The following is a 20,252-nucleotide window of genomic DNA, read 5'->3' as shown; positions in this document are numbered from 1 at the left end:
AAGAAAACCATCTCCCGGTATTTTCGAGAGATGGTTTTACTTTGTGATTAATCTTCCATGGTAGACAGGTCACCAGTCGGAAGACCTAATTCCCACGCTTTCAAGACGCGGCGCATGATTTTTCCGGAACGTGTTTTTGGCAGCTTGTCGCGGAATTCGATTTCACGAGGAGCAGCATGTGCAGCCAGTCCTTCTTTCACAAACTTGCGGATTTCCTCCATCAACGCCTCACTTGGCTCATAACCTGCTCGCAGCGAGATGAATGCTTTGATAATTTCGCCACGAACCGGATCTGGTTTGCCGATGACACCTGCTTCTGCTACTGCTGGATGCTCCACGAGCTTGCTCTCTACTTCAAACGGACCGACTCGCTCACCGGAAGTATTGATCACATCATCAATACGGCCTTGGAACCAGAAGTAGCCTTCTTCATCCTTGTATGCTGAATCTCCGGATACGTACCAGCCTGGGATGCTGAAATATTCTTCGTACTTCGCTGGGTTGTTCCAGATTTGTCTCATCATGGCCGGCCAGCCCTTACGAATTGCCAGGTTACCCATACGATTCGGCGGCAGTTCGTTACCACGGTCATCGATAATCGCTGCATAAATACCTGGGAACGGCTTGCCCATCGATCCAGGCTTGATTGCCATACAGCGATAGTTGGAAATCAGCTGAGCACCTGTTTCCGTCATCCACCAGTTGTCGTGAATGCGTTGATTAAACACGCGCATGCCCCAGTGAACGACTTCTGGATTGAGTGGTTCGCCAACGCTCAGGACATGACGCAGACTGGATAAGTCAAACTGCTTAACGAGTTCATCCCCTGCCCCCATGAACATGCGGAACGTAGTCGGAGCACTGAACCATATCGATACTTTGTTTTTCTCAATGACTTTATACCAGTCTTCGGGAGTGAAACGTCCACCACGTACGACGATAGTCGCTCCATTCAACCACGGTGAAAAAATGCCATAAGAAGTACCTGTTACCCAGCCTGGGTCTGCTGTGCACCAATAAACGTCATCCTCTTTTAAATCGAGAATCCACTTCCCAGTCTGGTAATGCTGGATCATGGCATTGTGAACATGCAGAACACCCTTTGGCTTGCCCGTCGAGCCTGAGGTGTAATGGAGGATCATTCCATCCTCACGATCAACCCATTCGATTTCCAGCTCGGAGGAGGCTTCTTCCATCGCTTTTTCAAAGCTGATGTGACCTTCTTTTAGCTCCTCTTCTGCTCCTACAACAATTACGTGTTTTAGCGCAGGCAGGTCATTTACGGGAATGCGTGGCAAGAGTGCTGGTGTCGTTACGATCGCAATTGCTTCGCTATTTTCCAAGCGATCACGCACTGCCGCTTCCATGAACGCTTCGAACAGAGGTCCTACGATTGCGCCAACCTTGATCGTTCCTAAAACGCTTACATAAAGCTCCGGCGAACGCGGCATAAAGACGAAAACGCGGTCCCCTTTTCCAATACCCAAATTCCGCAAAACATTTCCGAATTTATTGGATAGCTCGCTTAATTGCGCGAAGGTATAGGTCTCGTCTCTCGTCGCATTGCTGTACATCAAAGCGATTTTGTCTTTCCGATCAGTAGCGAGATGTCGATCAATGGCTTCATATACCATGTTTACTTTCCCGGTCTCATACCAAGAAAACTGTTTCTCTACATCTGCCCAATCAAAATTCGCATATGCTTCGTCATAATTTTCCAAATTAAAAGGGCCTTCCGTTGCTGGAATTTTCTCCACGTTCATGTCTTCACTCTCCCACTCTAGATCATTTTTCTCACTACGCAACATTCATAATATTTCTACATTTTTTGCATAATTCCTCCTGCCAGAACCTACTTATTCGATTGCGAACATTTTCTTGTATAATGATTGTATTCTTATCGCGAAGGAGATGGCTTACCATGATGATCTGGCTTATTTTGCTTGGGGCTATCGCCTTGTTGCTTTTTCGAGCCTATCGCAATACATTTGATGTTCAAATAAAGGATGTAACCGTTGCTTTGCAAAAGTCTTTGCGCATTCAAAATCCTCATGATTTTGAGCCGATTTCGATACTGCATTTGTCTGATTTGCACATGGAAAATTTGTCGGTAAAACCCGAACAAGTTGTCGCTGATTTCTCGGATCGTCAGGTGGACCTGATAGCAATTACTGGAGACTTGCTGGATCGACAAAAAAACATTCCGAAGGCTGTTTCTTTTGTGCAAACCGTTCAGCAGCTAAATCCAGCACTAGGAACTTTTGTTGTTTTTGGCAACCATGATTATGTCCTCTCGCCTCAAAAGCTCGCGCAGCTAAAATCTGAGCTTGAGCGAATTGGCTGTCGTGTTTTGATCAACCAAAATGAAACGGTCTATCACAAGGGACAACCGTTGCACATTATTGGTGTGGATGATTTCAGTACCCGTCACAGCCACTTGACCAAGTCGTTTTCAGGTGTACCCGAAACGGGAGCAAGGCTCGTCTTGACTCATGATCCTAATATAGTTTTGCATATGAAAGAGTATGCTTACGATTATTTGCTGTCAGGACATTTTCACGGAGGACAGATCCATTGGCCTCGCCCCTTTCATCTTGCAACGATGGGGAAACTGCCGAAGCTGAACATGGTAAAAGGTCTTCACGAGATGGATGGTCGTCTCTTTTATATCAGTGAGGGTCTGGGACAAACAGGAGTAAACATCCGTCTGCGTTCCCGTCCTGAGATAACTTTGCATGTACTGGGCAGTGATGCTCCATGTAACGAGATGGCCGTTCCAGCCCCGGCTCTACAAGAAACAGCTGCCACGCTCGCCCTCGACTAAGGTATAATGGCCTTACTTTCGTGTCGAGATGGGGGTCACCTTGTGGAAAAATGGAAGAGAGATGTCGAGCACATCCGACAAGCGACAAATTTACCTATCGAATATGTACAAGTCTCACAAACAAAAGCAGCACAAGCCCTGCAGGATTGGGTAGAAAAAGGCTGGGAGCAAGTTGCCCTCCATTCGAGCAACAGTGTGATGACATTGATCCTTATCGAAACGGCATCGTGGCATTCTTCAGCCCGAGCGTTGTTGGATCTGATTTTTCCTCATGTGGATGATCCAGCAACGCTTCCTCTCCCCAAACAGATATCCAATTGGCTTTCGGGCATTGTCTCTGGCTCCCCTGTAGCGATCCCTGCTCAGCTGGAAGCAAAATGGCCGTGGAAAGAAGCGCGCGTCTCCTTTTTATTGGAGCGATGCAGATCAGATCGCCCGGGAGAATGGGATTCCTTGCAGCCCTTGTTGCAAGATTTTTTTGAAGGAGTACCCGATTTCATTCCGTTGACACAAACACATGCCCTTCTCATCGTCCCTGTCTCCATGCTCGATCACCAAAAAACGGCTTCAGAGCTTTTGGAGTGGGCATCTGGCCTGCATGATCTGATTTCGATGGAATGGATGGAACCCGTTCGCCTTATTGTCGGGTCGCCAATCACGAGTCCACTTGCATTGGGTGACACTCTTGTACGTCAATTATCACTTGCCCGTGCCCTTCAATCTTATCGACCACAAATGATGGTCGCTGGAGATTGGTCTTATCCATTAGAACGATGGGCAGCTTCTCTCCCCAAAGAAATAGCAGCTGCAATCGCCAACGAGCTTGCCGCTGTCATAACCGTTCCGCACATGACAGAGGAACAGCTGGAAACATTAGATACGTTGTTCGCCAGACAATTGAATGTAAGCGATACAGCCCGGCAGCTTTTCCTTCACCGGAATACACTGTTGTATCGATTGGACAAGCTGACGGAACAAACTGGATTAGACCCGCGATTGTTTCCTGATGCCGTCATGCTGCAGCTATACCTTCTCTTTCGTCAAAATTAACAAAACATTTCGTATATACTGTCCGTATCCATCTTGCAAGTGAATTGGTACCCTACCATTACAGTCATCCAAGAATATGCTCTCTTCACAAACCCGAGGAGGTGCCTTTTTCATGGCAAAGGTAAGTCTTTCCCACATTTATAAACGATATGGAAACAACGTTACGGCAGTTGACGATTTTCACTTGGAAATTCAAGATCGCGAATTCCTCGTTCTAGTCGGACCATCTGGTTGTGGAAAATCTACCACGCTGCGCATGATTGCAGGTCTGGAAGAGATTTCGGAGGGTGATTTATACATAGGCGATCGCCGAGTCAACGATGTGGCTCCCAAAGATCGCGACATCGCCATGGTTTTTCAAAGCTATGCTCTCTATCCACACATGAATGTGTACGAAAATATGGCTTTCGGCCTGAAATTGCGCAAATTCTCCAAATCCGATATTGATAAGCGAATTCAAGATGCAGCTCGAATCCTCGATATTTCGCATTTGCTAGACCGCAAGCCAAAAGCGCTGTCGGGGGGACAAAGACAGCGTGTCGCATTGGGCCGTGCGATTGTTCGTGAGCCGCAAGTATTTTTGATGGATGAACCGTTGTCCAACCTCGATGCGAAGCTGCGTGTACAAATGCGTACGGAAATTTTGAAACTGCATCAACGCTTGAATACGACGATCATTTATGTGACGCACGATCAAACGGAAGCCATGACCATGGGAGATCGGATCGTCGTCATGAAGGACGGCCTCATCCAACAGGTGGCAACCCCGACTGAAATCTACAATCATCCAGTCAATCTGTTTGTAGCGAGCTTCATTGGCTCCCCCGCGATGAACTTTGTAAAAGGGAATCTTTCCGAGAAAGACGGGGCACTCTATTTTGATGCGCAAAATATTCATGTACGCTTCCCGGAAGATAAAGCCAAGACTTTACGGGAAAAAGGTTATGTAAATAGGCAGGTTATTTTTGGTATTCGCCCTGAGGATATTTACAGTGACGCCTCTTTTATGGAAGCAAATCCATTTGAGAGCCTGCTGGAAGCAGAAGTGGAAGTCGTAGAAAATATGGGCTCCGAATTGTACGTCTATTTCCACAATATCGGGGATACCCAGATGGTAGCGCGTGTAGATTCTCGTGAAGCCCTAAAACCAAAGATGAAGGTAAAACTAGCGATGGATCTTGCCAAATGTCATGTATTTGACAGCGAGACAGATGTAGCTGTATTCTAATAGCGACGTGAGAAGGAGTGTCCCATCCGGCATTCCTTTTCCTATTTTTTTGTGCCAAAACCTTTATAGAGAGAACACCTAGAGAGATAGCGTGGAGAGGAGCGGATATGAAGTGGCTTATCAAATCGTCTTTTTTGACATTGACGGAACCTTACTGAACACCGATCACATCATTCCACAAACAACGGTGGACGCCGTACAAACATTAAAACAAAACGGTGTCCATGTCGCGATCGCAACCGGCCGAGCTCCTTATCATTTGATGCCAATCGCTGAGCAACTGGGCATTGAGACATTCGTGGGCTTTAACGGGTCGTATGTGAAGAGCGAAGGGAAGATCATCCATCACACGCCAATTGCTACAGATACATTGGCAAAGCTCGAACAAATGGCTGAGGGTCATTCCCATCCCATGGTATTTTTGAGTGCAGATCACTTCTATGCCAATGCGATGGACCACCCCCATATCATCGAGTCTTTTGATTGGTTAGGACTGGAATACCCAGCATATCGCCATCGCTACTGGGAGGAAACGCCGATTTATCAAGCATTTCTCTACTGTGGCGCTGATGAATCGAGATACACGGGTGAATTCCATGACGTCTCTTACATTCGTTGGCATGAACACTGCATGGATATTTTGCCCCCAAACGGCTCCAAGGCAAAAGGAATTGAAGCCGTCTTGAAACATTTTGGACTATCTCCTGCGGATGCTGTTGCCTTTGGAGACGGATTGAACGACAAAGAGATGCTTTCCTATGTTGGCATGGGGGTAGCGATGGGTAATGCTCATGATGAATTGAAGCCGTACGCCAACATGATTACGCGCCACGTAAACGACAGTGGCATCCAACATGGCTTAGCTACGCTTGGTTTAATCTAGTCACGTTAACTGTAAGCTATTTCCTTCATAATCACTCCCTTCATGTGCACGATATAGACAACAGCACTGGAGGGAGTGAGTTTTTTTGCGCGTCTGGCCTTTTGTTGCCGCGATTGCCTTGGTCGGTCTCGTAGCTGTCCCGTATCGGATGAATCAGAATGCAGAGCAGGAAATGCGCGAACCTCATCCTCACGTGACATCGCTTCAGGCGAGAATTCCCCGGATTAACTACATTGAACAGGTGAAAGACATTCGTCGTGACCTGGAGAAAAAAAGCCATATTCAAACGCTTCATCATAACCAGCGTGATCGCAGTCATTATGTAGAAAATGAAGTCGTCGTGCGCTTTTCACCACGCCCCAAGCAAGAAAAAATTAATCAGCTCGTTTCTTCGTTGGATGCCAAGATCAAACGAGATTTTGACAAATTTCTCATTATCAAATCAAAGAGCTTAACCACCAAGCAGCTCATGAAAAAACTGGCTGAACACCCTGACTCGGTATATGCCGAACCGAATTATCTCCTACTCCCCAATGTGAAGCCTAACGATACGTACTATAATGATTACCAGTGGAATCTTTCTCTGATCGGCATGGAACAAAGCTGGGACGTCAGTGAAGGCAGCAGTGATGTTACCGTTGCCGTCGTCGATACAGGTATTGATATGAAGCATCCAGAATTTGCTGGTAAGCTGGTCAAAGGCTACAACGTTTTAGATGGCAGTAACACCCCTCAGGATGATAATGGTCATGGAACGCACGTATCGGGTGTCATTGCCGCGAAAACGAACAACGCTGATGGTATTGCCGGGATGTCCTGGAATAGCAAGCTCATGCCGATCAAAGCCATTGGCGCAGACGGTTCAGGATCAGCCGTGGACATTGCACAAGGCATTTATTGGGCGACAGATAACGGAGCGGATGTCATCAACTTGAGTGTGGGCAATTATACCTCCTCTGCTGCTCTGCGGGAAGCTTGTCGCTATGCCTTTGATAAAAATGTCGTCTTAGTCGCGGCTTCCGGAAACGATGCGAGTGATCAGCCTAGCTATCCTGCTGCCTATGATGAAGTCATTGCTGTTGCTGCTGTTGATCACCGTAAGGAACGCGCCGATTTTTCCAACTTTGGTGATTATGTGGATGTATCTGCTCCCGGGGTCGATATTCCGAGCACGTACATTTATAGCGACTACGCCTCTCTATCAGGCACTTCAATGGCGTGCCCTCATGTCGCTGCACTCGCTTCGCTCATCCGTTCCATTCATCCCAATATGAATACCAAAGACGTGATGAATCTTATTAGACAATCCTCGACTGACCTCGGTGCTCCTGGTCACGATCGGTTATATGGGTACGGTATAATCAATGTGAACCAGGCCCTTCGCCAAGCCAAGCCGGCCGAGCAACTTAAAACGGAACAACCGCCACAAACAATAGGCGGTTTGCTCAATAAGTTCTTTCAACGGCTTCGCTTCGGTGGGCAATGAGTTCAGTGAACTAAAAGGCGTACGAACTGATTCTGGGTTCGTACGCTAATCGAGAAAAAAGCACAAAAAGAAAAAAGGTGGTCGATTCCACCTTTTTTTCGCTTTATATAGGAGCACGAATCTTTTAAGCTCGTGTTTTTTCTTGTTGCATCTGTTTTTTCGCAATATAGTCTGTCTCGTAATACTGCAAATCATTACGCATCGGTTCGAACACTCTGGACAGGGACAAGGTCAACTGCTGCAATTCAGGGATGACCTGCTTGCGGAAAATGATACAGTCCTGACCTGTATAGGCCAACCGCCCATCTTCTTCGTAAACCTCACCTTTGGGATAATAGAAGTTATTTATACAGGTATGGTATACCTGATACAATACTTCCTCGGCAAACTCCTCATGAAATCGTGCACGCCGGAGGGATACTCCCAGCCTTTCGTATGCATTTTCGCAGTAGACCAAAAGGTGGCGCAAGTCGGAAAGATAGTTACGGTAATACGTTTCAAATTCTTCAGGATCACCTGACGCGGATACAAGACCAGCTAGGGTAACCTGATTCAAAAAACGTTCCACTTCCATGCTGATCTTTTTCAACTTGGTGTACGTCTCTTCGCACAATTGCTTTAGATGAGTCGCTGACATAAAGTCCCCCTAATGTTGAAGAATCTGCCTTTTTTATAATAAGTATAAAGGAAAGATTATTTATTACACAAGGGTTATTTTTATACAACCAAATTGCATGACAAGATGATAGGGAACATCGTATAAGCGCAAATAAGGCTACGCCAAAGCTTTGGCGCAGCCCAGTTATCCGATGCAATCGCTATTTATACCGCCGTTTGCTCACTAACTTTCCCCTTCATTTTCCTTATCTGCAACAAATAAATGAGATAGGCTGCGAACAAGCCGATGAGTGTCATGAAGCCGAGAACGACAAAGTCGTTCCTGACAGCTGACAGACCATGTCCCTTCGTCAAGATTTCTCTGACACCATTCAAGAAATACGTCAGCGGCAAAGATTTTGCAATCGCGACAATCCCGGTCGGCATCGACATGAGTGGCCAAGTATAGCCAGATAACATGAACGAAGGTACTGCAATCATCATCCCGATCTGAGTAGCCTGGAGCTGGCTGCTGGACACAAAGGAGATGGCATAACCGATAGCCAACACCGCCAAGTTAAACATAGTAGCCAGTAGCATCAGGTCAAACGTGCTTCCGTAATAAGGGATAGCAAAACCTTTTAACATCAGTGTAAACGCCAGGAACATGTTGAGGGTTCCTGCCAGAAAGTACGGCAACAATTTGCTCGCCGTAATCGCGAAGAAGCTATGGCGAGAGAGTGTATCCCTCCAGGTACCCTCTTCTTTTTGTTGGGCAACCGACAATACGATTCCGAGGAACAGCACTTGCTGAAGCACTGTACCTGCAAGTCCGAATACCATGAAGGACAGATAGCTGAAGGTCGGGTTATACAACACTCTGTATCGATAGTCGATACCCGTAAACATGTTTTTCCCTTCTTCTCCCCAGCCGCCAAGTGCTTCCATCTTCTTCAGCGTAGTTCCTGCCGAAACAGACTTAATGGCTGTATTCGCTGCTCGTACTGCCGTATTCGAAATCATGATGTTACTGCCGTCGATAACAGTCAGTACCTCTGCCTCTCTCCCAGCCTTCACATCCTTTTCTAAGCCAGCAGGAATGATCAGGGCGATATTCGCTTCGCCCTTGTCAACCAGTTTCATTGCTTCTTCTTCTGTTCCTACAATAGACGTGATCCGAAATGTATGATCGACCTCAAAGGCGCGATAGAGCTCACGACTCAATTCGGTTTGATCGGCATCCACCATCACAGTAGGGATCTCCATCACTTTTTTCTCACTGTACAGAAAGCCGAACATCGTCAAATAAATCAACGGAACCAGGAAGAGAATATTACGAATGGTCTTGTTTGCAAAAAGATTTTTCCATTCGCTCCAGAACAGGTGAGAGAAACTATTCACCATTACCAGCTCCTTCAAGTTGCCACTCAACCGTCAGGCCTGGACGCAATTCCGGATCGGACACCAGCAGCTTCACCTGGAAGGATCGAATGTCACGATCACCGAGTTCTTGTGTCGCTTTTTTTACGGCAAAGTCAGCAGCAGGAGCTACGGTAACCACTTTGGCGTCTACTTCTCTGTTCAGGGCTGGGACAAACAATTTCACTTGATCGCCTGTTTTCACATTCGCAAGCATGTATTCATTCACATAAAATTTGACATAGTTGTCTGATTTCGTTTGGATCGTCAAAACGGTAAAGCCTTGCGAAACCAGCTCGCCCTTTTGAACGGCAACTGATTTTACAATACCGTCTACTGGAGCTGTCAGCTTGGTGTTGTTCACATAGGCTTCCATTTCTGCCAGCGCACCTTTTGCCTGCATGACGTTCGCTTCTGCGGATTTAACATCCAACTCCTTCAAGCCTACTTGACCTCTCCCTGCGACAGCTTGGTTGTATGCAGCTTTTGCTTGATCCAATTGTGCTTGTGCGGCATCGACCTGCTCTTTGCGCGATCCAGTTTGAGCCATTTTCAACTGCTCTTCTGCTGCTTTAAACTCCGCTTGCGCCTTATCTGCTTGCATCTGCGCCTCTTCCACTTTCACTTGTGGAACGGCACCTTCTGCCATTAATTTTTTCATGCGTTCCAAATTCGTCGCAGCAATTTGATTCGAAGTTTGTGCTGCTTGTAATTTCGCTTTGAGCTGCGTAATTTCTTCTGAACGCGCTCCATTTTTGTTCGCGTCAAGCTGGGCTTGCGCCGAGTTGACTGCTGCTTTTGCTTGGTCGACTTGGGCATTGCTGGAGTTATCCGTCACTGATACTCCTTTTTTCGCCTGATCAAGTTTGACGAGTGAGAGCCTGTAAGCAGCTTCAGCCTGTTCTTTCTTCGCAAGGATTTCCGCGCTGTTTAGCGTGGCAACTACTTGCCCTGCTTTTACTTCGTCTCCTTCTTTTAGTGAGAGCTGTTCGATGGAACCGCCCATTTTAAAAGAGAGGTCTACCTCTGTTCCCTCGATTACACCTGCTAATTTTGTTGTATTCTGACCAGCCATGCTACTTACATTTGAACCAAACAATACGGTTCCAAGTACTGCAATGCTGACTACAAAGCTACCTACACCGATCCATGCACGTTTATTCATCTGTCTTCTCCTCTTGTTTTACGTTTCTCTAGACGTTATTTGGTTTGAAACATTCCTGAAAGCATATAACGAAGCGTCTGTTTATCTGCGGCACTGTTCACTGGCTCTTTGCGAAATTGCTTGCGAAGCACAGTAAAACCAACCATGCCAAACAGGGCGGAAGCAAGTGTGCGAATATCGATATCCGCCCGGATATACCCTTGCTGCTGCAGTTCCAGCATGTGTGACTCCATCGTGCTGAAATAGCCGCCTAACAGATTGCCAACCATCCTGTCGCGCTGTCCATCTCCTGAGAACGCACTCAGCAACAGGAAACACAAATCTTGATTCTCGGAAAAGAAGCGAAGATGCTCATCCAGCACATTCAGAATGCGATCCTCCAAGGAAAGCTCTTCATTTTGCATTACATTATCTACATGGTAAATCAGCATCTTCACGCCTTTTTCTATCACGTACAAAAACAGCTCTTCCTTTGTGGAAAAGTGATAATAGAGTGTTCCTTTTGCCACCTGCGCCATTTCCGCGATTGCATCCATGGTCGTTTCGCTATATCCCAATTGGGCAAATGCGGTTAAAGCTCCATTCGCAATTTGATCTTTTTTTGCTGGTGCCATCACTCCTGTCCCCTTTCGATTTTTTGAACTGACTGGTCAGTACAAAGATTATATTACGAATACTTCCTAGTTTTGTCAAGCGGCCATTCCTTCTATGTACAAAAAAAAGATCGCTTTGTGGGCGATCTTTTACTTCTCTATAATTTGAAGGTAAGTCTCTATGGTTGCAGGCATTGGTGCGACCCCGAGGTTCTCGCTCAGTTTTGCTACACATTTTTCGTACCAGCGAATGGCCTGTGTCCGATTATTTTGCTGATAATACGCAGTCATAAGTAAACGGTACGACTCCTCCCAGCAATCGTCCACCCGCAGAATGGCTTCACACCAGCGGATTGTTTTTTCCAATTGCCCATTCTCAAGCATGATTTTGGCTAACCTCTCTGCTCCGCGTAAAAACAGCGACTGCACTCTCTCACGCTCTTCTACACACCAATCCTCATAACGGCATTCCGGCATGTAATCGCCCAAGTAATACGCAAGCCCTTTTTCCAAAAGAATGGCGCCCTGACGCCGATCTGATTCTGCCAAGCCCAGGGTTACGAGCTTCTCGAACTCCTCGACGTCCATATGGTAGCCCGATGCCAGGTTAAAACCGTAAGAGCTGCCATGGCGTTGAATGAAGAATGTATCTGTTCTGGCAGCACGATCTGGCTCAAGGGCTTTGTTCAACGCATTCAGTGACACTTTAAAATCGCGGATTGCCGCTTCCTCGATACTTTCTGGCCAAAGTCGGTTCATGATTTCTTCCCGGGCTAACAAATGATGTCTCTTCGTCAATAAAAGCTGAAACAACAGCTTGGCCGTCCCACGCTGCCATGCCTTTTCGCTCAGCTCCCGCTCTCCCAGCCATACACGGAATGCGCCCAGCGTCTGAATACGAAGGGTATAGCCGGGGTGGAATGTCACGTTTTGCAAGCCCAAATCATTTAACAGCTGGGAGACGTAATCCGGCGATACCTTTCGGCGCTCTGCCTCAATCAGAATCGGCATAAGCTGCTGGACATCATGTGGTGTAAGCAGGGTTGGTCGCTGCAGAAGGAATTGATATTCACCGGACTTCATCAAGGACAGAGCTTGTGTCACCGCAGGAACGAACAAATCCCATTGTTTTTTACGATAAGCCAAGAAGCTCAGCCATAATTGGCAAATAACGACACTGTAGCTATCCCCGCAGTGACTAAGTCGGTCGGCACAATCGATAAAGGTAGCCCACGCTTCCTCTTCTTTCCCGTATTTGGCATAAGCAATCCCAATCGCCATGCGTACCAGACTGCCTAACCAGTCATCGCGCATTGCCTCAGTCTCTTGGATCCCCCTGTTGCCATATAAAAGGGCTTGGTCGAGTGCCTTTTCTCTTGCGTGTAGCAGGGTTAGTCCCAGAAGCGTTTCTGACTTTCCGCGTGTCGACTGGAGCTCCTCCATGATGTGCAAACCTTTTTCATAAAGCTGGCGAATCTCGTCCGTAGATAATGTTTGACTGATGAGGGCCGCATGGGCTTTTCTAACATAGCCATTTGCCTCTACAAAAGGGGAATGCGCTGCTCGTCCGAGTTGTATGGCAGTTTCTGCGGATTCCCACCCTCGCTCCCATTCGCCATTCAATGCATACACAAAAGATAGCAGCAATGAGGTTTCCCGATACGATCTGGTCAGCGGAGGATGCTTCATCTGCTCTACCTGCCACTTACTCTCCAAGAGCTGAATGGAGGACTGCAATCGGCCAGTACGAAACAACAAGCGTGATTCCAGCTCAACCTCCGTCTGCTGCTCTAATTCCTGACTCCGTTCGTACCAAGCTGCCGCCTGTTTGGCATCTCCGCGATTCGTATAAATTTCTGCCAGCAAGCGGTACAGCCTCGGCGCCATTTCATTCTCTTGCTCAAATGGGGGCAAAAGTTGAATCGCCCTCTTGAGCAGTTCTTCTGCCCGGACGCCTTGTACGCTGTCGAGATGAACGCGTGCTTGCCCTTCCAACCCGCGGCACAACCCGATTTGATCTTGCTTGTGTTCACATTGTTTCAAAAATTGCTCATAAGAAGAAAAGGCCTTCGCATATAGACAGCGATAGCGTTCCACTTCGCCCTGATAAAACAACAGCCAATGCTGTTCGCTCTTGATGTGCTCCGGTAACAGCGTTATCCACTCATATAAAAAGTCCAGCTTCCCTGCTTGCAGCAACCTTTCCGATGCTTGGCACAGCCATTCACCCAGCACCTCCCACTGCTCGACGAGACGCAACCGTCCAAAAGCTTTTGCCTCGTCTCCTTTACGTCTGTACCATCCTGCGGCCTTTTGATTGACATGCACGTACGTCGCTTGATTCGAAGCCAGCTTGCTAGACAGGAGACGCTGGAAAAGCGGGTGAAAGGAATAATGAGATCCTGCATGGACGTGAAGAAAAAGATTACAGCGCTGTGCTTCCAGCAGATAGTCCATGCATCCTTCCCCGAGTATTTGCTTGCAATCCTCCAGATCGAATTGTTCCAGAACCGCTGCCTCCATCAAAAAGCGCTGCATACCTGCATCCAACTGTGTCCAGACTTCCACTTCCAGCAAATGCAGCAATCGCGATAGCTCACGCAGACTGTCAGAAACCGTCTGCCCCCTCGTTACCATTTCACCAAAGGTGCGCAGCGCCATTACCCAGCCTTGTGCCACCTCTTCGACACGACCCCAATCGTCGTCGGACAGTGTGATGTCGTATTGATCGGAATAAAAGGCTTCACTCTCCTCCAGCGTAAAAGAAAGGTCATTTGTTGTAAGTTCCAGACACTCTCCTCTTGCGGACAACAAGTCGAGATTGGACCATTTCGGTCGAGAGCGTGTTAAGATGACCAGCTTAACCTTTTGTGGAAGAGCCTCGGCTAACCGTTGAACAAATCGATCGACGTCACTCCCGTTACCAATTCGTTGGTAATGATCCAAAACAAGTATGTGGTCCGCCTGAAGCTGTACGCATTCTCCGACGAACCAGTCGACCAGTACCTTGTTGTCTATGGGGGGCACTGGACTTTGCTCTGTGATACGTATAAGCTGCTCTCGCAATACCTGTCCAAAATCGGAATGAGCCTGACGAACGCTTTCGACGAGACAGATGACAAACGTAAGAAGGGCATCGTCTCCATCCTGGATGGTATACCAGGACGCAGCCAGTGCTTCATCATGTAGAAATGTACCCAAAGAAGTCGTTTTGCCATAGCCTGTTCCTGCATGAATGAGACAAAGCTGCGTATATTTCAACAGGCGTAATTTTTTTGCCAATGCAGGTCGCCGTAAGACATATGGCTTCTGTCCTGGAGGAGTTATTTTGGATATAGGGATGTGGATTGGAATCATAACATGTGCACTCCTTGCCGTTCTCCTGCTCTTCTTTGACTATTTCCCCATTTCTAACTATTCTCCTGCCATTTAACCCTTTATCGACAAAAAGCCCACCCGGGAGTCCAGGTGGCGCTCTGTCAATCCACTAAATTATAGCCAATGACTGTATAGCCAATATCATTTAACAGGACTTGGAATTCTTCGTCACTGATGTGCTCTCCGTTCGTAATTCGAGAATGCAAATCTGCAACTCGGTCATAAACAGCCCGATTGGTAGTCACGTACAAAATGTTGAAGCGTGTTTCCGCCTGCAAGCGCGACCTCATCCGATCCACAACACGTCTATGCAGCGAATCCGGATGTCCATTATCGACTCGCACAATTTTACCAGGCGTATACGGGATCGATGTCCGTGGATTGACTTCGTCAGGTTTTGGTGTATCGACTGGAAGCACACCTACGATCAAGTTATCCTTGTACGCTAACACCTTGATATCAGCTACACCTGGCAGCTTTTCCGCATGCCCTTCCAAGTGCGTCACGAGCTGCGGCTCTCGCTGATGAACCATCTTTTGGCTAATCATGGCTGCCGGTCCTTTGTCCCTAGCGACGTTATCGTTCTGGAAGTTAATCCCGAGAGATTCAAATTTGGCCTTATTTCCGTTCTGATCTTCGGTGCCCTGTTCTTTGTTAGGCGAACACCCTGTCAGCAAGCCGGCAAACAGGAGTACAGCTATGATACTCCCACTCATTCGTCTCACAACAAAAACACCTCCTTGCACTTAGTGTGATGTGCAGGAGGTGTTCTTACTCAGGAAGTAGCTGCCTTAATTCGTCTTTTTGAAGTCACCTTCAAATGTATCTTTTTTGCCGTCTTTTTCAGCATGGAGAGTGTAGCTTCTGATTCCATCATTCGTGGATTGATAAAATTCAAAAGTACCTTCAGCCGTTACTTCAACTTCGTATGTTTTGTCTTCCAACGTAACGGTAACTTCTGTTCCAGGTTCTACTTTACCGACGATTTGGTACACTCCTAAATTGGCTAAAGAAAAGGTCTTACCTTCAACACTTTCCTTGTCAATATATGCAACCTGCTCAGGCTTTTTCTCGTCTGTTGCTGGTTTCGTCGGATCTTTTGGTTTTTCCTGTTGTCCGACTTGATTAGGGTTCACATCTGCAATCAAAACGGTTTGAGTTTTTGGATCCCAATCTACTTTGTAGCTCAGCGCTTCCGCAATAAAACGAACAGGTACTACAGTACGTTTGTTCACAATCTGTGCAGGCACGTCCAGGTTGATCGTTTGTCCATTTTTCTTGGCAATTTTTTGTGTAACGACCAGTCTGATGTTATCTTTCCCTTTATTAATCGTTACGGTACGAGTAAGTTCGTTCCACTGCACTTCAAAACCAAGACTCTCTGCAATCGGACGAATCGGAACCAGTGTACGCCCCTGGCTGATAATAGGTGCTTGGTCAGGAAACGCAATTTGTTTTTTATTGTACTCCACTTTAACAGCAGTCTGTGCTGCTTTAGGCGCTACAGTTGCAGGCGCTGCCGCTGCAGAAAATGCTGCCATTGGTACTAGGGCGATCGCTAGCAGTAATGCGGTTACTTTTTTTAGCAAAACATTCACTCCATTTCCAAAAAGGTTCACACGATTCTTAATCTACTATAGGCTGAAGGCTGTTTCAAGAATTTCCTGCAATCTCCCTTTCAAAAGATCGTTCTTTCCTAGTACCTCTCCTCTTTCTCGTTATTTTTTCCTCCTACTTTTGACCTAATTTCAAATTGTTACAAAAATGCAACCATCTTGCTTTCCAAAACCGTTACAATAGACAAGAAGCGACAGTATTTTATCTTGAAAGAGGCAATGAATGATGAACAAATTTCTCCCTTTCCTCATCCTGGCACTTATCTTAACCTTAATTCCCCCAGTAGGTAGCTCCGCCAATACGACTGCCATCCAATTGGGAAGTGATGTACTGTTCAATCAGTTCCACCATCTCATTGAAGGCAAAAAAGTCGGGTTGATTACGAATCAAACAGGTCTGAACAGTCAAATGGTTAGCACGATCGACATGTTACGACGTGATCGCTCCGTCCATTTAACCGCTCTCTATGCACCTGAACACGGCCTCGACGGAAAAACGGTCGCCGGAAAACAAGTAACGAGCTTTGTTCATCCCGTCTACGCAATACCGGTCTACGGCTTATCTGGATCAACTCGCAAGCCGACACCAGAAATGCTGAAAGACATTGATATTTTTCTCGTCGATTTGCAGGATATCGGATCGAGAACCTACACATACATATCTACCTTGCAATACGCCATGACAGCTGCAAAGGAACAAGGAAAAGAAGTAATAGTACTGGATCGACCGAATCCACTCGGCGGAGCAATTGTCGAGGGGCCTGTAGTTGAACTGCCTTACCGCTCCTTTTTCGGAGTGGATACCCTCCCGCTTGCACATGGAATGACCATCGGAGAGCTGGCATTGTTTTTCAACCGTACCATTGGTGTAGATCTTACCGTCGTACCGATGCAAGGGTATACACGCAACATGATTTATCAACAGACAGGCTTGGCTTGGATTCCGAGTTCACCGCACATCCCTAGCTTGACCTCGGTTTTTGGGTATATGGCAACTGGTTTGGGTGAGGGTACACCCATTCGTCAAGGCGACCATTTCACCTGGATCGGGGCAGAAGGTCTAGATTCGCACAAGTATGCCGATCTGTTAAATGGAAGTCTTCTACCTGGCGTCATCTTTATTCCTGAGAATAAAGGCACTGCTGGGGGCGTACGCCTTCAGATCAACGATCTACATCAGTTTAACCCGGCAAAAACAGGTATTTACGCGCTGGCTTATGCCAAGCAATTGCAGCCATTCCCTGTGCCAAAAAGTACGAGTAAGCAAATCGCCATGTTCGACAAGGTGATGGGTACCAACAAAATCGGCCTGCTTCTCGAACAAGGCAAATCCCCGCAGGAGATTGTTTCCTCCTATCAAGCGGATCTTAAGAAATTTGTAGAGCTGCGGCAAAAATATTTGATCTATGGCGATGAACCGTTTATCCCGATGCAGCCTATTCAACAGAAACACCCAGAACAACCAAAGCAACCAGTACAACCAAAACCATCCAAACCAGGAAAGCCAGAGACACCGACTCCACCGAAGCCTGGCAATAATAATGGAACGACCAATCAAACGAAGAACCCTGAACCAGCTACAAAACCGATCCCTCAGACACCGAAGTCTTCTGAGAAGATCGCTTATTTAACCTTTGACGATGGACCATCTTCTGTAACTCCACGCGTTTTGGATACGCTGAAAGCGCATCAGGTCAAAGCCACCTTCTTTATTGTAGGCCGTGAGGTAGCTGGTCATGAGGCCATTCTCAAAAGGATTGTAGCTGAAGGGCACGCGTTGGGAGGACATTCGTATTCCCATAATTATCAGCTGGTTTACAAAAATATGGAGAGCTTTTTTGCAGACCTGGAAAAAGGCAGTCAAATGATCGAAAAAGCAACCGGCGTAAAACCAGCCGTTTTCCGCTATCCAGGTGGCAGTACGAATACCGTTAGCTTGAAATATCAAGATCCCAAACGTTATAACAAGCAGCATACAGTCATGCAGGCGATCAAAGCAGAGGCGAAACAACGTGGCTATACGTTTATCGACTGGAATGTAACAAACGGCGATGCAAGAAGCAACAAATATACAGCCGCTCAAACACTAGCCAATATAAAGCAGCAAGTAAAGTCACAAAAAGAAATCGTCGTCTTGATGCATGATTCCAGCACCAAGTCGCCAACGGTTGAAGCTCTCCCCGAAATCATTTCGTACTTGAAAGAAAAAGGCTATCGTTTTGAAGTCATTCAAGCCGATCGTCCGACTGTTTCCAATGTAAAATAATTGCAGCAGCAAAAAACCCGCTCCGTAATAGAGCGGGTTTTTCTGTGCTTTGGACCTTGTGACTAGCTAAGTCGTCAGTGTTTCGTATCGGAGGCGCAGCTCTCTTTTCAAAATTTTGCCGCTAGGGTTTCTTGGAAGATTATCGGCAATCACTACATACTTGGGTGCTTTGAAGGAGGAAAGACGGTCTTTGCAAAAAGCAAGCATCTCGTCAGCAGTCAGTAACTCACCTGCTTTTGGCACAACGACAGCCGTCACTGCTTCGATCCAATACGGATGGGGAACTCCGATCACTGCGACCTCAGACACTTTCGGATGTTGATAAATAAGCTCCTCAACCTCCCTGCTTGCTACGTTCTCTCCCCCCGATTTAATCATATCCTTTTTCCGATCAACGACCGTGATATAGCCTTCTTCATCCATAATGCCCAAATCCCCGCTGTGAAACCACCCTCCCTGGAAGGCAGCCTGTGTCTTTTCCTCATCTCGGAAATAACCCAGCATCGCATGACTGGTCCTGTGTACAATCTCACCAACACTTCCACGAGGGACTTCATTTCCATCATCATCGACGATTTTTGTTTCCACATTTAACGCTGGCTTGCCTGCAGAGCCTGCTTTTCTCATCTGATCCTTCGGTGGCAAAACAGTTGCTAATGGCGCCACTTCCGTCTGCCCGTAAAAATTGTAAAACTGTGCGTTCGGGAGGCGTTGACCGAGCTCTTTTAACACTTCTACTGGCATGATTGCTGCACCATAGTAGCACTTTTGCAAAGAACTCAAATTACGCACGGCAAAATCAGGAGAACGGAGTAAAGCAATCCACACGGTTGGCGGGCAAAACAACTGAGTAGCCTTGTACGCCTCTACCGTTTGCAGCATCAACGCAGGTGTTGCCTGTTCCAAAATAATTCCGCTCCCACCCAGGTACACGTACGGTCCCAAAAAACAATGAAGCTGCGCACTATGGAACAAAGGAAGTGCGTGAACAGCCACATCATCCTGCGTCATCCCGCCTTCGATAATCGTGCTGACATATTCGGAGATGATGCTTTTATGAGTGAGCATAACGCCCTTTGGCTTTGATTCTGTTCCACTCGTATACAAAATTTGCACAACATCTTCGTCCACTATGTCTACTTCAGGCTCATGATTGTCTGCCGCTTCAATCAGCGTGCGAAAAGGCAACCATTCCCCTGCTTGTACTGCTGGTTTGGACATGAGGGAAAGCAGCTTGGGGGAAATTCCAGCTAATTGGAGTCCATCTTGAGCGAGCTGCAGGAATTCGGGAGCAACGAAGCACGCACTCACTTCCGCATGCCCGAAAATATAGGCGACATCTTCCTTATTCAACATGAAGTTGATCGGTACCATGATGACTCCTGCTTTCGCTAGTCCAAAGTTCAGAATCGCAAAATCCATCGAGTTGCGTGACAGGACTGCTACCCGCTCCCCTTTTTGCAAGCCTATTGAAAGAAGCGTATGAGCCGTCTTATTTGCAAGCTGATCAAGCTGCGTGTAGGTCAATACTTCTTCCTCAAAGTACAGGGCAGGCTTATCAGGATTTCGCCCACGACTTCTTCGCAAAATATCGCCAAGTGCATTTCTACGAACCCTTTGCGCTTCGAGCATGCAAACTCCCCCATCACTTATAGTCTCATCTCCATTATATAATAGTTTTCTTTATTTTCTGATATTTTTACAAAAAAGAAACGACAACTTACTCTCAAAGCTCTCAACCATAAAA

General features: G+C 46.9%; 15 protein-coding genes. 6 read left to right on the top strand and 9 right to left on the bottom strand.

Annotation, left to right across the window (positions count from 1 at the left end):
• Positions 1-47: 47 nt before the first annotated feature.
• Complete coding sequence (gene acsA, locus FB479_RS09935; protein WP_142064701.1) at positions 48-1,763, bottom strand: acetate--CoA ligase; 1,716 nt, start codon at positions 1,761-1,763, stop codon at positions 48-50.
• Between the two features lie 161 nt (positions 1,764-1,924).
• Between acsA and FB479_RS09930 the strand changes: the two genes are divergently transcribed.
• From FB479_RS09930 to FB479_RS09910, 5 genes are all read left to right on the top strand, one after another.
• On the top strand, positions 1,925-2,824 hold the full coding sequence (locus FB479_RS09930) for a metallophosphoesterase (protein WP_106653138.1): 900 nt from the start codon (positions 1,925-1,927) through the stop codon (positions 2,822-2,824).
• 42 nt (positions 2,825-2,866) lie between these two features.
• Positions 2,867-3,874 (top strand): PucR family transcriptional regulator, encoded by a 1,008-nt coding sequence (locus FB479_RS09925; RefSeq protein ID WP_142064698.1) that lies wholly within the window; start codon positions 2,867-2,869, stop codon positions 3,872-3,874.
• A gap of 112 nt (positions 3,875-3,986) precedes the next feature.
• Entirely contained in the window at positions 3,987-5,102 is a 1,116-nt protein-coding gene (locus tag FB479_RS09920; protein ID WP_142064695.1) for an ABC transporter ATP-binding protein, read from the top strand.
• A gap of 112 nt (positions 5,103-5,214) precedes the next feature.
• Positions 5,215-5,985: a Cof-type HAD-IIB family hydrolase gene (locus tag FB479_RS09915; protein ID WP_142064692.1), complete on the top strand. Its 771-nt coding sequence runs from the start codon at positions 5,215-5,217 to the stop codon at positions 5,983-5,985.
• 85 nt (positions 5,986-6,070) lie between these two features.
• On the top strand, positions 6,071-7,471 hold the full coding sequence (locus FB479_RS09910; protein ID WP_106652733.1) for a S8 family peptidase: 1,401 nt from the start codon (positions 6,071-6,073) through the stop codon (positions 7,469-7,471).
• A gap of 124 nt (positions 7,472-7,595) precedes the next feature.
• Here the strand turns inward: FB479_RS09910 and FB479_RS09905 are convergent, their stop codons facing one another.
• From FB479_RS09905 to FB479_RS09875, 7 genes are all read right to left on the bottom strand, one after another.
• Positions 7,596-8,108, bottom strand: a complete 513-nt coding sequence (locus FB479_RS09905; RefSeq protein WP_142064689.1) for a DUF3907 family protein — start codon at positions 8,106-8,108, stop codon at positions 7,596-7,598.
• Between the two features lie 185 nt (positions 8,109-8,293).
• Positions 8,294-9,472, bottom strand: a complete 1,179-nt coding sequence (locus FB479_RS09900; RefSeq protein WP_106652731.1) for an ABC transporter permease — start codon at positions 9,470-9,472, stop codon at positions 8,294-8,296.
• Positions 9,462-10,652, bottom strand: coding sequence for an HlyD family secretion protein (locus FB479_RS09895; protein ID WP_106652730.1), 1,191 nt, complete (start codon positions 10,650-10,652; stop codon positions 9,462-9,464). The genes FB479_RS09900 and FB479_RS09895 overlap by 11 nt, the downstream gene beginning before the upstream one ends.
• 35 nt (positions 10,653-10,687) lie before the next feature.
• Entirely contained in the window at positions 10,688-11,266 is a 579-nt protein-coding gene (locus FB479_RS09890; RefSeq protein WP_142064686.1) for a TetR/AcrR family transcriptional regulator, read from the bottom strand.
• A gap of 129 nt (positions 11,267-11,395) precedes the next feature.
• On the bottom strand, positions 11,396-14,602 hold the full coding sequence (locus FB479_RS09885) for an AfsR/SARP family transcriptional regulator (protein ID WP_142064683.1): 3,207 nt from the start codon (positions 14,600-14,602) through the stop codon (positions 11,396-11,398).
• A gap of 122 nt (positions 14,603-14,724) precedes the next feature.
• Positions 14,725-15,339, bottom strand: a complete 615-nt coding sequence (locus tag FB479_RS09880) for a YhcN/YlaJ family sporulation lipoprotein (protein WP_255438388.1) — start codon at positions 15,337-15,339, stop codon at positions 14,725-14,727.
• Positions 15,340-15,414: 75 nt separating this feature from the next.
• Positions 15,415-16,242, bottom strand: a complete 828-nt coding sequence (locus tag FB479_RS09875) for a copper amine oxidase N-terminal domain-containing protein (protein WP_142064678.1) — start codon at positions 16,240-16,242, stop codon at positions 15,415-15,417.
• Positions 16,243-16,465: 223 nt separating this feature from the next.
• Here FB479_RS09875 and FB479_RS09870 point away from each other — a divergent pair, with 223 nt between their 5' ends.
• The gene (locus FB479_RS09870; protein WP_142065678.1) at positions 16,466-18,505 is read left to right on the top strand and encodes an exo-beta-N-acetylmuramidase NamZ domain-containing protein; all 2,040 of its coding nucleotides are present in this window, start codon (positions 16,466-16,468) and stop codon (positions 18,503-18,505) included.
• A 66-nt stretch (positions 18,506-18,571) separates the two neighbouring features.
• On the opposite strand, the gene FB479_RS09865 is transcribed toward FB479_RS09870, so the two are convergent.
• Complete coding sequence (locus FB479_RS09865; RefSeq protein WP_106652726.1) at positions 18,572-20,137, bottom strand: acyl-CoA synthetase; 1,566 nt, start codon at positions 20,135-20,137, stop codon at positions 18,572-18,574.
• Between the last annotated feature and the right edge of the window lie 115 nt (positions 20,138-20,252).

Origin of the sequence: Brevibacillus sp. AG162, assembly GCF_006715575.1 — a bacterium.
GTDB lineage: Bacteria > Bacillota > Bacilli > Brevibacillales > Brevibacillaceae > Brevibacillus > Brevibacillus brevis.
The sequence above is the reverse complement of the archived record's forward strand: the minus strand, read 5'-3'. Positions and strand labels throughout refer to the sequence as shown.